Below are 15334 nucleotides of genomic sequence, written 5' to 3' on the forward strand. Positions count from 1 at the left end.
ATAAACTGTCGCCTTAACGTCCGCAAATGAAGTTTACCAACCTTCCATAGGCTCCGAGTGATACTCTTGCGGAACTTATGTCGTTGGGAAGAAAAAGAGCTAGAAAAAATGCCGCCGCTGACTCTTTCCTTTCGTAATATTCGAAGTTATAACCGTTGGCCCGCGGTTACCGCTTGTCTATTTTTATTGTTGATGCCGCGATACGCGGATGCCGCTCCCGGAGATACATTCAACGCAACTGTTGGCACCGCGTTCACATACGACAGCAACGTCTTCCGTTTATCACCTGTCATCAATCCTGTTGCGGTAACGGGTATGCCCACGCGATCCGATCAGATCATCATCTCGACGTTCTCGCTCAACCTGAACAAGGTTTATTCAATGCAGCGGTTTGATGTTACCGGCAGCCTTATCGATAACCGTTATAACAATTTTGATTTTCTGAATTTCCTCGGGAAAAATTATACGGCGGCTTGGCATTGGTACGTTACGCCTTATCTACACGGCAGATTGACCAGTTCTCATAGCGAAGTGCTCAACAATTTCGCCAATTTGACGGGTTTTGCTAACTCTACCACCCAAAATCTGCGCACTAATGACAACTATCATTTTGAAGGAATTTTCGAAATTGACAGGGCTTGGCACATTGTCGGTGGTCTTGATCACAACGTCTCAAAGAACAGTAAACTTACTATACAAGACTTCAGCAACCGTGTTTCCTCAGTCGAAGGAGGCATTCGTTATACGCGCCCGTCGGGTGCCTCGCTCACCTATAAGGTAAGAAGTGGGACCGGTGAATTTATTAATAGACCAAAACCTATTGTCGAGAGCCTCTTCGATACCCGTTTCAATGAGATAGAACATGAAGTACGCTTATTATGGCCCGTCACCGGCAAGGCCTTCATTGATGCACGCGGCGGATATCTGTCGCGCGAACATGCACACTTTCCTCAGCGCGATTACGCCGGCATCGTAGGTAACGTCAATCTAACCTGGGCTGCTACGGGCAAGCTACGCGTTAATGCAAATTGGACGCGTCAGCTTTCGAATTACCAAACGGCTCCATCCGCGTTCCTGAACTCCGCCTTTCAACGTTTCTCGAGTAGTTCCGTTACCACCAACCGTTTTACGGTATCCCCGGTTTGGCAGATCACAGAAAAAACCGCATTACGCTTACGCTACGATTACGTTCTGAGTGATTTTGAAGGAGCGGTCATTTCGCTGCCTACCGAAAGCCGTAGCGATTCAATGCACTCCGGCCTCGTCGCGCTGGATTGGCAACCACTGAAGGTAGTCTTCCTTAGCGCCGCTTTCCACCGAGATAGACGTACTTCCAATCTACGGGGTTTCGACTTTGACAGCACCGCAGGCAGTATTTCAGCAAAACTTAATTTCTGATACTCAAACACTCGAAAAGGCTCCGCAAGAGTTATGGAAGACATACTGTTACAGTAATTTGTCTAGCTGATGGTGGATAATTCTTCCCCTGATGAAGAGTGTGGCCGTCCAGATAGATTTTTTGATAGTGCATATGGACTATTGCACGCTAAACGCTAACTCGTTATCTTGAGAAAACAAAAATGATATACGACGGCAACATGTTGCGGTAATTCAGAATGCCGGGTCAAAAGGTGTGGCCTACCTATCGCCGCCGATCAACTATTCCCATGAATCCATCAAAAACTATAGTCAAAAAACGAATTGACGACCGTTAGCATGGTGTATATTCTTTTATTAAACGACATTTTTTTGAGTGTGGGCATCAAGGTTTCAATAGAACGTCGAGCAAGTTACGATAGCGTAATATTGTATGTCTAAAATGCGTATGTAATTTTTACTACAACCGGGCACATTGGTCGGATTGGCGATGGTTTTAGCTGATGGGTGCATGATTACAGGACGTCCTATCCAGGTTTTAAACATTGTTGTTATTGATATCTCTCACTCAAGCTCAGATGAAACTCAGCCAAAATAAAATCATATTGCAAATACTCTCGGCGTCACTTGCACTCGGGCTTGCCGCATGTGGCAGCAAAGACGCCGAAAAGCCCGTCAGTCAAATAGCGGCTAAAGTCAACTCCGGAGAAATTTCCGTTCATCAGATTAACTATATACTTTCTCACGCGGGGGCCAACGCTGGCACACCGGAAACAGCGCCTAAAGTCCGCCGTGAAATTCTCGATCGACTCATTGATCAGGAGCTGGCTGTTGAACAAGCCATTGGGAAAAAACTTGACCGTTCGCCTGATATTCTTATGGCTGTCGAAAACGCTCGCCGCGAAATTCTTGCCCGGGCATATATTGCGCAAGTTACTGCGGAGATGCCGAAGCCGACTGTTGATGAAGCGAAACAATATTATATTGACAATCCACAGCTCTTTGCCGAGCGCCGCATATACAACATACAGGAAATTGTGGTTCCGATAACTGCCGGGGTAGATGGCGAACTGCGAGAAATGCTCAATACGGGCAAATCGATGGAAAGTATCGCCAATTGGCTCAAGGACAAGGGAATAAAATTTGGCGCCGGTAGCGCTACACGGTCAGCCGAACAGATTCCCCTTGAGTTGCTGCCTAAAATACACTCGCTCAAAGTCAACGACGGGCTGATCATCCAAGGCCCGCAGTCCATTACGGTAATGCGCCTTGCTGCGACGCAATCCGTGCCTATATCAGAAGCCGCGGCGCTACCGCGCATCCAGCAGTTTCTTGGCAACCAACGTGTAACGGAAGCCGCAAAACAGGAGCTCAAGACGCTTAAGGAGAAAGCTAAAATTACCTATATGAACGGGTTTTCTGACGCTGATACCAACACACCGTCCCAGGCCGCTGCAGCTCCAGCGGCCATAAGCAACGCAGACGTGAGCGCCGTAAAATCCAACACTGACATTAGTGTTGAGAAAGGCATTGCGGGTTTGAAATAACGCCTCATCCAATTTAGCATATGCTTAAGGAAATATGACAACATGACCAAAACTTCGATAAGGCTACTTGCTTTTTTCTTTACTCTGTTATCTATGAGTGCGTATGCGCAACATATTCTCGACTATCCGCTTGGACCGGGAGATATCGTACGCATTCAAGTATTCCAGAACCCTGATCTGACGACAGAAACTCGGGTATCCGAGAATGGCTCTATTACATACCCGCTCGTCGGCGCTGTCGAAGTGGGAGGGCTTGCTATCGCTGCTGCGGAACAGAAGATCGCTGCCGCACTCAAGAATGGAGGCTTCGTCAAACAACCGCAGGTGAACATCGTCATCTTACAAATGCGCGGTAGCCAAGTAAGCGTGCTTGGCCAGGTCAACCGGCCTGGGCGTTTCCCGCTTGATACGCTCAGCCGCGTAAGCGACATGCTTGCCGCTGCGGGCGGCGCCGCGCCAACGGGTGACGACTTCGCCATCGTTACAGGTTTACGAGACGGTAAACCCTTCCGAAAAGTAATAGATATTCCGGCACTCTACCTCGCGGAAAAATCGGATGAAGATATCATCCTCGCGGGGGGGGACACAATTTACATCCACCGTGCGCCGGTTTTCTATATCTATGGTGAAGCTCAGCGTCCGGGTGCCTATCGTATCGAGCGCGGCATGACCATCATGCAAGCCCTAGCCCAGGGTGGCGGCCCGACGCAGCGCGGGAGCGAATGGTGGCTTCGCCTTCATCGAACAAACGCTGAGGGTGTTGTGGAAAGGCTCTCTCCGGAGATGACCGATTCGATACAGCCCAACGATATAATTTACGTTCGAGAAAGTATTTTCTAATTAATGGTCGGGGCGTAATGACACTTCTACAATTCCTGCTCATTCTCCGGGCGCGCTACAAGGTAGCCGCGCTTACGCTGCTGATTACGGTGGCTGCCACGTTTTTTATCAGCTTGTTGTTACCCAAGCAATATAGTGCTACCAGCTCCGTAGTGATCGATGTCAGGTCGCCTGATCCCATCGCCGGTATGATCATGCCAGGGTTGGCAACGCCTGCATATATGGCGACGCAGGAAGATATCCTCAACAGCGATCGTGTAGCTCATCGCGTGGTCAAGTTATTGCGTATGGACGAAAGCCCGGCTATCCGGGAGCAATGGATGGACGCCACGGAAGGTGAAGGGGATTTGATGATTTGGCTGGCTGACCTGCTCAAGCAAAAGCTTGAAGTCAGACCTTCACGCGAAAGCAATGTAATCAACATCGAATTCAGCGGCAGTGAGCCCAGCTTTGTTGCAACCGTGGCGAATGCCTTCGCCCAGGCTTACATCGACGTTCACCTTGCACTGAAAGTCGCGCCCGCCCGTGAATCAGCCACCTGGTTTGAGGACCAGACCAAAGTGGTGCGTGAGAAACTGGAAAAAGCCCAGGCGGCACTCTCGGCATTTCAGCAAAAGACCGGCATCATCGCTACCGATGAGCGGCTTGATCATGAAACTGCCAAACTCAACGAATTGTCGGCTCGATTAACGAACGTACAGGCTGAAACCTCGGATAGCAGCAGCAAGCGTAAATCCGCCGGCAATTCCGAAACACTGGCTGAAGTGATGCAAAGCCCAATGATTAATATGCTTAAATCAGACATTGCGCGCCTTGAGGCCAAACACAACGAAAGCAATGTGAATCTCGGTGTAAACCATCCGCAAACGAAACGTACGGAAACTGAACTTGCCTCGCTCAGAAGGAGGCTGGCTAGCGAAACCCGGCAAATCTCGGACAGTATCAGTACCTCCTACGAGGTGGGTAAGCAAAAGGAAAAAGAACTGCTTGAAGCAATGGAGTCTCAAAAAAAACGTATACTCGAGCTCAACAAGGAGCGCGATGAAATCGCCGTACTCAAACGTGATGTTGAAGCTGCCCAGCATACGTTTGAGGGTGTGAGCCAGCGTTCTGCTCAAACCCGTCTTGAAAGCCTGTCGGCTCAGACCAACATCGCGATTCTGAATCCAGCCACAATACCAACCAAGCACTCGCGGCCCAGAATCCTGCTCAACGTTCTAATCTCCATTTTCCTCGGTACCTTACTCGGTATAGGGATTGCTTTGATGCTTGAACTCAGCAGCCGTTGTGTGCGCTCATCAGAAGATCTTATCCAGGTCATCGATCTACCAGTACTTGCGGTGATTTCCAGCAGGCCGGTGCAAAAAATTCCCAAGCAGCTTGGCCCGGTAGCCAGCTAAATACCTAAAACGGAACCAGATCATGAAACCCGTAAGCGCTAGCCTACCACTCATCAAACGGAATCAGACCACGACACCAGGCGAGTCTTCAATTTACGGTAAAGCGCAGGTCACCGGCAATGGCAGTTCAATAGGGGCCATCCTCGTCGATACCGGACGCCTCTCCGCCGATAACGCCGATCGCATTCTCCGGTTGCAGATAGAGCAGGGCAAACGCTTTGGTGATACCGCTATTGAGCTGGGCCTGCTTACGGAAGACGACGTTCGTTTTGCCCTCTCTCGCCAATTTAATAACCTCTACCTTCCTGCGGGGGATAACAGCCTCAGCTATCAACTCGTAGCCGCCTATAAACCGTTCAGTCCTATCGTCGAGAAGCTGCGCGCCTTGCGTAGTCAGCTAATGCTGCGGTGGTTCGATACTGAAGTCAGGTTGAACTCCCTCGCTATCATGAGTCCTGGCATAGGGGAAGGACGCAGCTTCATTGCTGCAAATTTGGCGGTTGTCTTCTCGCAACTGGGAAAGCGCACCTTGCTCATCGACGCAAATCTGCGTGCGCCGCGCCAGCATGAGCTATTCAAGTTAGGCAACAATGCAGGTTTATCCAGTATGCTGGCGGGTCGTATCGGGATCGAGGCGATCGCACGCGTACCTTCGTTGCTGGGGCTTTCCGTGCTGCCAGCCGGTGCTGTGCCGCCGAATCCGCAGGAACTGCTCGGCCGCACTGGCTTCCCCGAATTGTTACAGTCGATGGCCCGCGATTTTGACGTTGTCATTATTGACACGCCTGCCGCGCACGAATACGCCGAAGCTCAGATTATTGCGGCGCGCGCTTCAGCCGCCCTCATAGTCGCCCGCAAAGATCGAACATCAGTCGCGCAAACAATTGAGCTGGCCCGTAGTCTCCAGCAAACGGGCACAACGCCCGTGGGGTCGGTGCTGAACGAATTCTGAGTGAAGGAAAACGGTGTACAAAGCCTCAGACTTCCAACTGGCAATAAAAGCGAGCAGTCAAGCCTTAGCAGTAGTCCGAAAGCGCTTCAAGTATTTTTACCAGGAGGCAATTGTGTTCTCCACCGCTTTTATCCGTTTTTTCTCTTTTCTCATAGGTGAGGAGAATTGGACGATGAGAATTTTTCGCTACTGTCGAATTCTAGCCACGCTTTCTGTTCCACAATGTCAGCGATACCGTACCGATGAGGCTGCCCGCCATATCCGCAACGAAGTCAGACCATCCCGCTTGTCGACCTGGAAGATACAGCTGATGCCACTCATCGAGCAATCCAATCAGCAACGAGCCGAAAAACGCAACAGCCAGACTGCGCCATCCATGGAGTCCGCTAGCGAAGCCAAGTGCCCATGCGAGCAACGCAAACACGATGCCATGAAGCAATTTATCCCATGGTTCCGGCACCAGATTCACAGCAACAGGTTGTGCTCCTCCAAGGAACAAGCTAGTCACGATCCCAAGTGCCAGCAGTATGGCTGCGGTACGAAGATGGCGGGATAGCATATGTTGTAAAAACAAGATGAGTGCCAATTTGTCAACTACATTCAACAGACCATCAGGCCAACCGGAAGACTGGCGCGGCCGGCTACCCATCTGGTTACCAATTATTACCGGATTAATCGTACTTTATTTGCCAAGTCTGGTCGATCTCTTTCGCGGCATCTGGAGTACCGATCAGCAAGCGCATGGTCCGATTGTACTCGGTATCGCTTGCTGGCTTATTTATCGCAAGTGGCCGGAAATGTGGCGTTTGAGCGAAGGTCAACCAATGGTACCTTCAGCCGGTTGGCCCATCTTTATTTTTGGGCTGCTTCTCTATGTGATTGGCCGCTCGCAAGACATCCTGCTTCTGGAGATCGGTTCTGTCATTTGGATACTCGTTGCTATCCTCTTGCTCATGCGTGGTAGCGCCGCACTCAAGGCACAATGGTTTTCGCTTTTCTTCATGCTCTTCATGATTCCATTACCCGCCACGATTGTGGATAACTTGACGATGCCCATGAAGATGGCAGTGTCTTATGTGGCTGAAAACATACTTTTCTGGGCGAACTACCCCATCGCCCGCACGGGCGTTATTCTCCAGATTGGGCAATACAAACTGCTAGTAGCTGATGCATGCGCGGGGCTGCACACCCTTTTTACGCTTGAAGCGCTAGGCCTGCTCTACCTTAATATCATCCGGCACGATTCATTATTCCGAAATATTGCCCTTGCCATTTTTATCGTACCCATTTCTTTTACGGCTAACGTCATACGGGTAATGGTATTAACGTTGATCACCTATCATTTTGGTGATGAGGCCGGGCAGGGCTTTTTACATGGCTTCGCAGGCATGGTGCTCTTCCTTAGCGCACTATTGCTGATCATTGGGGTTGATTCACTGCTGCACCTCGGCGTAAAGGTGCGCCGCAACCGTAATAATGTGTTGGACGGAGTGTAAAAGGCAATGAGTCTCTGGTTCAGGAATTTCATTCTTTTAATACTCATGCTCGCGGCCTCGGGTCTTGCGCTGGCGTTGCGCCCTACCGAAAAAATTGCCGATCAGGGGCCTGTCATCGATTTGGAAACGATGATTCCGCATACATTCGGGGATTGGAGCGAAGAGCAGCAGAACTCGGTGCAAATGGTAGATCCGCAGCAACAGGAAATGATCGAAAAAATTTACACACAGACACTCAGCCGTACCTACCTGAACAACCGCGGTTACCGCATAATGCTCGCGATCGCCTATGGAGACGACCAGAGGGATTCCATGCAGATGCATTACCCCGAAGTTTGCTATCCTGCCCAAGGATTCTCGCTCCAGAGTAAGCAAACGGGTACCTTGGCTACTGCAAACGGTTTAATTCCCGTCACTCGTATCCTGACCAATCTCGGTCAGCGCAACGAACCCGTTACCTACTGGACAACAGTTGGCGATCAGGTATTTCAGGGTAGTATCCAAAAGAAACTTACCGAAATGCGCTACGGCCTGAACGGCAAGATTCCCGATGGCATGCTCGTACGTATTTCCTCGATCGACGCAGAAGCGACGCACGCATATGAAATGCAAACCCTATTTACGGATCAGATGCTTGCCGCGTTGACACTCGAACATCGCCAAAAGCTGAATGGCATATTGAACCCGGCCCGCCCATGAAAGAAACCACACTTATCAACGGCATAAAAGGGGCAGGACGGCTACTTGATCGCGAAAACCTGTTCATGGGGAAAATCATGTTACTCCCGGCATCACTCGTTTACCGGCATATGTAGGGTTTAGTCTGCGAAATCAACTTCTGACTCGGCGTCCCGAACGCGTCATGCGGCCGGGCAACAGCTGCGATTACATCGACATATTATCGATGATGTTCCTGAATAAGCCCGCTGATTTTGTTGTTGCGTCAGGGGTTCAATAATATTTGCGAATTCATCAGCACTTCCTAATAACCACTAAGAGAATCCTTCAAACGTTAGCGAGAATTAGTTGTGTTACAACTCATGGTCTTACCATTGGCTGCATTTGTTCTCGCACTGCTTTCGACCACGGCAATCGTTATCGTTGCGGGGGCAGGGTTTCGCTGGCCTGGCCGAATGTTCAACTATTTAATGTTGTTGATCGTGAGCACGAGCGTAGCGACTATTGTTTTCTCCGGCCGGGTCTTGGCTTTTATGGACGAAAGCCTGATTGTCTCGTCCGAGGCCGATACTGGAAGTACCGTATATACAAAGCTGCTTCTCGCAGCTGTGATTGGATGCTCTGTCGCGCTTTGTACGGCGTGGGTTTTCAATTTTAAAAATTATAAAACAAGCTTTGACCGATTTGATAAGAGGGGGATGAAAGCGCCGACTGACATCACCATCGCGTTCATGGTTTTCCAAGTTGCGTTCAGCATTCTCCCGATTTTTTTCGGGGAGCGTTACTACTTCCACGTAAATCTGATTTACCCGCTTTTCGTATGTCTTGCGTTGTTTCTCTGGGCTAGATTGTCAGCTGTCGACCCGGTTATTGTCGCAAAACAATGTCTCGCCTGGATAGTATTCTCCAGTTTGATCGCAGCGATCGTCGCACCGCAGCTTGTCATGCAGCCCGGCTATATCGGCCTGATTCCCGGATTCGATTTAAGATTTTGGGGAGTTACTTCGCACGCGAATACGCTTGGCGCAGTTGCATGCATGCTTCTCATCCTGGAGTTGGCCGAGCCGTCAACCAGGCCATGGCTTAGAACGACTATACTTGCGGCTGCCGCGCTGACGCTGGTCTTAACGCAATCCAAAGCATCAATTGTAGCCGCATTCATAGGTTTTTCGATCATTTTTGGCTGGCGATTATTGAATCGAACCCACGAAGTAATCGTTGGTAGTAAACATGGGAGCTCAGTCCCGATAGTCTTATTGGGTTCACTTATTGTTTCAATTGCAGCGATTGGAGCATTCGCTATATTCATTGATACGGATATGCTTGCTGCACTTAAGAGTCAATTGGATGCGCGTGCGGTGGGCACGCTGTCTACGGCAACCGGTCGAACGTTGATATGGAACGCCGCGTTAGAGGGCGGGTTGCAAAGCCCTCTATTTGGGCAGGGCGCAGATTTCTGGGGAATTGATAATCGGCTTCGACTCGGCCTCGGGGGTGCTACCAGCGCGCACAACCTTTTCTTGCAGACATTCAGCCGATCAGGACTCATCGGGCTTGCTGCATTATTGGTTTTTTTTTATTTTCTTGTTCGTTATTCAATACGAGCAGCCAAACCCACCCGTGGTGGAAGTCTAGCCATACTGGCCGTCCTCCTGATGCGATCCATGTTCGAGACGAGTTTTCAACTCAACTCGGTTCTTGCAGGAGAATTTTTCGTAATGATTGCTCATTTCACCTATGTGATCGACAGGGGCGCTAAGCCGATCGCAAGAGTTTAAATTAAGTCATTACCATTAACACTGATGAATAAATTCAAGTTACCGAAGTTCAATATCAGCAAACCGAAGGTTGTTTCCTTCGACAATGAGGCCGGGTAAGTCTTTTTAACCTGCAGATTCTTATCGCCGTTCTGTATGTGGGCAAGCGTGGTAGCACCACCAAGAGGTCTGATCCATAGGCATGCGATCGATATGCGAGTGAATTGCTGGCGCAGGAGCAATCTATTGGATCGCTTGCTTGAGTGTTGGTGTATGTTTAAGTCGTACGTATCAAGATCGGAGCAACACAGTTGTAAAAGCCCATCCGAATGGGCCCGGACTGAAGAAAAATCAACGATCAATCAGCGAGTCGCACGGAGGATCAGACACCCAGATTTATATGGTTGCCGCGGATGAGAAAATAGCTATTACATTTTTGCCAGATCAAATACACGAGGCGCCCCAATGCACAAGAGAGGGTATTATCTAATCCAATCTCACAGTCTGGAAGGCATAACTTTAGGAGGACTTGCAAATGTTCCGATTACTTTGCAGTCTCGTCATCGTACCGCTGCTAATAACATTATTGATAGCGCGGAGCGCGTTGGCCGAGGATAATTGGGAAACACTTACTGATCATGATCTGACCGTTTCTTCCGGGAGCGCGCTAGATTTCTCCGCCTTGGTCACAACCGCGCCAGCAGGCAAACACGGCCCGGCCATTGCGTTATCAGATGGGCATATCGGCTTCGAGCGCCGTCGTACGCCAGAGCGCTTCCTTTGCGCCTCGATAGCGTTAAGCCCGCTGAGCGGCGGTTTCCCCGATAAAGCGGGGAGTGAGCAATTTGTGCGGCAACTCAAGCAAACAGGCTATAACCTGGCTCGGCTGCATATGGTTGACGCACAGCTGATGAGCGGTCGCTTTAAGGACTTTGATTTCGATCCCGAGCAGCTTGACCGGTTGCACTTCCTGCTTGCCGAGCTTAAGGCAGCGGGCATTTATTGGATCGTCGATGGTATGGCTTCTGACAATGGCGGATGGGGCGACGTGCGGCCGCACCGCTGGGTAAAAAAATACCGTGCCAGAATGGATGTGCTCACCGATTCCGCAGGTTTCGCTCACTGGGCAACCCTGGTTGAGCGGTTGTGGGGCGCGAAGAACCCCTACACGGGCATCGCTCCCATAAAAGACTCAGCGATGCTGGGTATGATACTGGTCAACGAAGGGAGTTTCTTCTATCTCGCTACCACTTATAGCAAGCGCTACCCGGCGCTCCCTGGTTATGGCAAGTTGTACCCAGACCAATTGGCTCTCCAGTTTCGTGACTGGCTGCAGACGCGTTATGGCACCGATACTGCCTTGAAGTCAGCCTGGGGCAAAGAGCTAAAAAGCGGAGAATCCATTGGAGGAAGGATCGACCTGCCTGATGCCCTTCGCGGAAGCGGGCGCCGCGATATCGATTTTGATCGCTTCGTTGTCGAACTGGAGCAGCGGAGTTATCGCGCGATGGAAAAACGGGTGCGCGATCTGGGTTTCAAGGGTCTGAGCACCGCTTTTAACAACTGGAGTTTTCTGGCTGCGGACATTACCCGTTCCAGCCTTCAATGGGTGGACCTGCACAGTTACCATGTTTTGCCCAGCGTAATGGGCGATCCGGGCTCAAAGATGGCCCAATCGAGTTTACATCAAAATACGGCTCAGTATATTCGCGAACTCAGTACTGGGCGACAATGGGACAAGCCATTTACCGTCACCGAATATGGACAACCATTCTGGAACCGGTGGCGCCACGAATCGGCCGCTTTGATACCGGCAATCGCCGCGCATCAAAGCTGGGATGCAATTTGCCAGTACGCCGAAGCACCTATTCAGGTCGATTACGGCCCATCCCATTTTGTGCGACGGCAAGCAATCTACCCGTTCAGCGTCGGAGCCGATCCAATTACCCACGCCGCTGAGCGTCTCGCCGCCATACTGTACTTGCGTGGAGATGTCGCGAGTTCACGAGACCGCATATACGTGCACATGGATGCTGAGAAAGTGCTGGCCAGAAGCGGTGGTTGGGAACAAGTACCGGACCCACTTTCAAAGCTTTCCCTCATCTCCCCCATGGGTTTGGATTTTGGCCCGATTTCAGAACGGCCGAAACCTGGCGAACTCTGGGTCAACCTGACAGGGGGGCAACCTTGGTGGCTCGTGAAATCGGCGAATGGCCCAGCGGCTGGACGGGATTTACGCTCGGCTGCCGTAGCTGCACTGCAAGATGCGAAATTGATAGGCTCTGGCAATCGCTCTCAGCCCGAAAATCAGTTGTTCCAATCCGACACAGGACAGCTCGTCGTGGACTCGGGGGCTGGCCTTATTCAGGTAACGACCGATCGAACAGCAGCACTGGTGCTGAAAGGCGGTAGTGCCTCGGCCGGCACGCTGAGCGTAAGCTCCGCGAGCGCACCGGCGCTGTTCGCGGTTTCTTCTCTGGATAAAAAGCCGATTGCTCAGAGCCGTCACTTACTGCTGTGGGTATTGACAGACGCCATCAATACAGGCATGACCTTCACGGACGCGGAACGCACTACGATTAAAACCCTGGGTAAATTTCCCCCGCAGGTACAGACGATCTCGGCTACATTACGTGTCGCGGCGGAGAATAGTGCTGGGCTCAAGGCTTGGCCGCTCTCTTTGGGAGGCGTTCGGCGTCAGGCAATTCCTCTTACGCAGGTAGGGGGCGCCATCGAATTGCGCCTGGATACAGCAGCACTACCGAATGGTCCGGCGCTTTTCTTCGAGATTGCAGATGAATGATGAAGGTGAGCATATTTCCGGTTTTAACCGCTGCGCCGGATACCATGAGAGATAATCCTTTGCGCGACATACTGCTAGTAAAAACAACGGTGATGTTGATCCGGCGGCACAAGTGCGATTCAGGCTGATTACATCAAGTAAGCTTGTTTGACCATCCTCAGCAGGTCTGCAATGACGGTAAGCTATCAACTTGACAGGGATCATGTATTCAAACGAGCTATGAGGTAAATCTGGCTATCCATGTCCTTAGTGTAATGAGGGCTTGAGCGCCAGCAGAGTCGGGAGTCCAGGGTCACCTTGGATTCCCCTGCTTCAGGTATAAATCTTAATCACCCAAGCTATAATTCTTGCAGTACCTGTCAATCCTGCAGCTATTCAAATATATCGTTTTAAAGTGTTGTAGCGCCGCTGCATCGCCGCAAACGGGCAGCGTGGTCATGCGCACCTACGCAAATGAATCCCACTCGCCGTTTTCAGAGAAATTTATTCTGTCAACCATATAAGCCACTGCTAACGCCAAACGAACCGCTAAGCCATTGTCTTACTTTTATCCCTTTTTATCGCCTCTCGTTGCTGGACAGTCTGAGCTTCGTAAGTTTGCTTGGCATGCTGCTGCCCGTCTTGCTTGGTTGCGCCATGGGCATGTTAGCCCAACTGCCGAAAATCATTCATGAGTGCTTCGCCCTATTCCCGCCATGCACTCAAGCGCAGCGCGGTCCATTTTCTCGCAGGCAAAGCTGTCTCCGCTGTGCTTACATTGATTATCCTGTTTTGGTTGGTGCGCTTGCTGACCGTGGAGGAGTATGGAGTGTACGTAACATTCGTCGCCGGGATGGAGCTTATGCTGGCAATAGCATCACTGGGCCTGCCATGGATAGCGGCTCGCTATCTGCCAGAATTTCGTCTGCATGCCAGCGGAAAGATGCTTGCGCATTTCGTATGGAACATTACCGCCCGGATCGGCTTGCTTTTAGTCGCCGTTTCGGTGCTGCTCTATTTGGCGATGCCTTGGCTGCTGGAGCATCTGAAGCTCCCTCAACAAACGGATGTGGCACGGCTTTTTCTGCTCGTGCTGCTGGTGGATGGCTTAGGCTGGCAAATCCGGGAAAACACGCTGGAACCACTTTTGCAGCAGCGCCAGGCACAAACAAGTCTTGTGATGCGTAACATGGTCCTGCTGTTACTCCTGAGTATCACGGCATTTCATGAAGAGGTTCATTTAGATCACGTGGTGCTGGCTGAGTTGACCGCATCTATATTCGGAACAACCCTGGCTTTCTATAGCATGATCAAGCATTTGCACAAACACAGGGGCTTGCTGAAGCAGGATGGATGGCAACCTCCGCCTTGGCCTGTTATGTGGCGAATGGCTCGTCATATGTATTTCAGCCGCCTCGTTACTCTGGCTTACAGCCCGCAGAGCTTCGTTTTTCTTATCCAGTTTTATCTCGGCCTTGAAGCCGCCGCATTATTTGGTTTTCTGCGGAGACTCTACGGACAGGTTTCCCGTTATTTGCCGGCGACCTTGCTGTTCAGTCTGGTCAGGCCCAAGCTGGTAGCCTCCTATATAGGAGAAGGCGGTATGGCAGATTTGACACGCAACGCCAACCTCGTCGGAAAGCTGAGCCTGTTCGTTCTGATGCCCATACTGGTGTTTGTCTGGCTTGCCGGTGGTGAACTTTTAACTGTACTCAGCGGTGGTAAGTTCGCGCAGTCAGGCTTTTACCTGGCAGGCTTGCTAATGGCCCTTATCCTTTATAGCCAGCGCCAGATACTTGAGACTGTGGCAGTGGCCAGTGGCAAGAGTCATTTATGTATGTGGGGAGCGTCGTTGGGGATACTGGTGTTGCCCTTGACTTACTTGCTGCTAAAATCCGGGTTGGGTTTGTGGGGACCCATCATCGCTATTATCATAAGCGAAATGATATTCAACGCTACGGTCATTATCGCGCTGGCGCGTATCACCACTTATAGATCTGATACTATCGGACTTTACAAACTGGGGACGGCAGCTTTAGCGGGATTCGTGCTAGCGCACCAGATTGCAATACCGGCACACGGTTGGCCACGGTTGATAATATTGGCCGCGCTTGCATGCGCTTGTTTTATGCTGGTGTCTTACTTCTTCAAACCTTTTCGGGTGGAGGAGCGTGCGAGCTTGAATCAATTGCTCGGCCGCAAGATTTTTATTTGGTAACATGGGAGCCAATGAATGATCGCCTTTTACCGCTGATGCTCGCAGCTTCTCCACAGATGTGAATGTGCTTTGCCAGGCAATTACCGCGGCACGTTACTTTCTGTCCGGCACCATGGTAGCGATTAGCCGCAGCATTTCTCATTTTTAGTAGATATCGGTTTCGTAGTGAATGCTATTTTGAGCGCGATTCTCTGGTTGATCATGTTGATACTGATGTGGCGGCGCAAATCAGCCAAGAGTGCGTTCGCTCACGGGCTTGATACACGTCAGCGAGCCTCGCGGGATAT

The 15334-nt window shown here is 50.8% G+C and carries 11 protein-coding genes; 10 read left to right on the forward strand and 1 reads right to left on the reverse strand.

Annotated features, from left to right (window positions below):
- Positions 1–108 precede the first annotated feature (108 nt).
- The 5 genes from epsL to epsG all read left to right on the forward strand — a co-directional run bounded on the left by epsL (position 109) and on the right by epsG (position 6116).
- Entirely contained in the window at positions 109–1398 is a 1290-nt protein-coding gene (gene epsL, locus F822_RS09080; RefSeq protein WP_025040957.1) for an XrtB/PEP-CTERM-associated polysaccharide biosynthesis outer membrane protein EpsL, read from the forward strand.
- A 557-nt stretch (positions 1399–1955) separates the two neighbouring features.
- Positions 1956–2924, forward strand: coding sequence for an EpsD family peptidyl-prolyl cis-trans isomerase (locus F822_RS09085; RefSeq protein ID WP_025040956.1), 969 nt, complete (start codon positions 1956–1958; stop codon positions 2922–2924).
- A 42-nt stretch (positions 2925–2966) separates the two neighbouring features.
- A complete protein-coding gene (epsE, locus tag F822_RS09090; protein WP_025040955.1) occupies positions 2967–3764 on the forward strand; it encodes a polysaccharide export protein EpsE in 798 nt (265 codons plus the stop codon).
- A gap of 17 nt (positions 3765–3781) precedes the next feature.
- On the forward strand, positions 3782–5164 hold the full coding sequence (epsF, locus tag F822_RS09095) for a chain length determinant protein EpsF (protein WP_025040954.1): 1383 nt from the start codon (positions 3782–3784) through the stop codon (positions 5162–5164).
- A gap of 22 nt (positions 5165–5186) precedes the next feature.
- Positions 5187–6116 (forward strand): chain length determinant protein tyrosine kinase EpsG, encoded by a 930-nt coding sequence (epsG, locus tag F822_RS09100; protein ID WP_025040953.1) that lies wholly within the window; start codon positions 5187–5189, stop codon positions 6114–6116.
- A 199-nt stretch (positions 6117–6315) separates the two neighbouring features.
- On the opposite strand, the gene F822_RS09105 is transcribed toward epsG, so the two are convergent.
- Entirely contained in the window at positions 6316–6690 is a 375-nt protein-coding gene (locus F822_RS09105) for a VanZ family protein (RefSeq protein WP_197272805.1), read from the reverse strand.
- Position 6691: 1 nt separating this feature from the next.
- Between F822_RS09105 and xrtB the strand changes: the two genes are divergently transcribed.
- From xrtB to F822_RS09135, 5 genes are all read left to right on the forward strand, one after another.
- Complete coding sequence (gene xrtB, locus F822_RS09110) at positions 6692–7612, forward strand: exosortase B (protein ID WP_025040951.1); 921 nt, start codon at positions 6692–6694, stop codon at positions 7610–7612.
- A gap of 6 nt (positions 7613–7618) precedes the next feature.
- Positions 7619–8311: an exosortase-associated protein EpsI, B-type gene (gene epsI / locus F822_RS09115; protein ID WP_025040950.1), complete on the forward strand. Its 693-nt coding sequence runs from the start codon at positions 7619–7621 to the stop codon at positions 8309–8311.
- A gap of 677 nt (positions 8312–8988) precedes the next feature.
- Positions 8989–10068, forward strand: coding sequence for an O-antigen ligase family protein (locus F822_RS09120; RefSeq protein WP_197272806.1), 1080 nt, complete (start codon positions 8989–8991; stop codon positions 10066–10068).
- A 514-nt stretch (positions 10069–10582) separates the two neighbouring features.
- Complete coding sequence (locus F822_RS09130; protein ID WP_025040947.1) at positions 10583–12850, forward strand: beta-galactosidase; 2268 nt, start codon at positions 10583–10585, stop codon at positions 12848–12850.
- A gap of 670 nt (positions 12851–13520) precedes the next feature.
- Positions 13521–15047, forward strand: coding sequence for a lipopolysaccharide biosynthesis protein (locus F822_RS09135; RefSeq protein ID WP_025040946.1), 1527 nt, complete (start codon positions 13521–13523; stop codon positions 15045–15047).
- The last annotated feature ends 287 nt before the right edge of the window (positions 15048–15334 follow it).

The organism is Nitrosospira briensis C-128, from assembly GCF_000619905.2.
GTDB classification, from domain to species: Bacteria; Pseudomonadota; Gammaproteobacteria; order Burkholderiales; family Nitrosomonadaceae; genus Nitrosospira; species Nitrosospira briensis.

What these genes read in the sequence shown, in the direction of transcription:
- epsF (WP_025040954.1), top strand. Translation starts at nt 3,782, where the DNA reads ATGACACTTCTACAATTCCTGCTCATTCTCCGGGCGCGCTACAAGGTA.
- epsE (WP_025040955.1), top strand. Translation starts at nt 2,967, where the DNA reads ATGACCAAAACTTCGATAAGGCTACTTGCTTTTTTCTTTACTCTGTTA.
- xrtB (WP_025040951.1), top strand. Translation starts at nt 6,692, where the DNA reads ATGAGTGCCAATTTGTCAACTACATTCAACAGACCATCAGGCCAACCG.
- epsI (WP_025040950.1), top strand. Translation starts at nt 7,619, where the DNA reads ATGAGTCTCTGGTTCAGGAATTTCATTCTTTTAATACTCATGCTCGCG.
- epsL (WP_025040957.1), top strand. Translation starts at nt 109, where the DNA reads ATGCCGCCGCTGACTCTTTCCTTTCGTAATATTCGAAGTTATAACCGT.
- F822_RS09085 (WP_025040956.1), top strand. Translation starts at nt 1,956, where the DNA reads ATGAAACTCAGCCAAAATAAAATCATATTGCAAATACTCTCGGCGTCA.
- epsG (WP_025040953.1), top strand. Translation starts at nt 5,187, where the DNA reads ATGAAACCCGTAAGCGCTAGCCTACCACTCATCAAACGGAATCAGACC.
- F822_RS09120 (WP_197272806.1), top strand. Translation starts at nt 8,989, where the DNA reads ATGAAAGCGCCGACTGACATCACCATCGCGTTCATGGTTTTCCAAGTT.
- F822_RS09130 (WP_025040947.1), top strand. Translation starts at nt 10,583, where the DNA reads ATGTTCCGATTACTTTGCAGTCTCGTCATCGTACCGCTGCTAATAACA.
- F822_RS09135 (WP_025040946.1), top strand. Translation starts at nt 13,521, where the DNA reads ATGAGTGCTTCGCCCTATTCCCGCCATGCACTCAAGCGCAGCGCGGTC.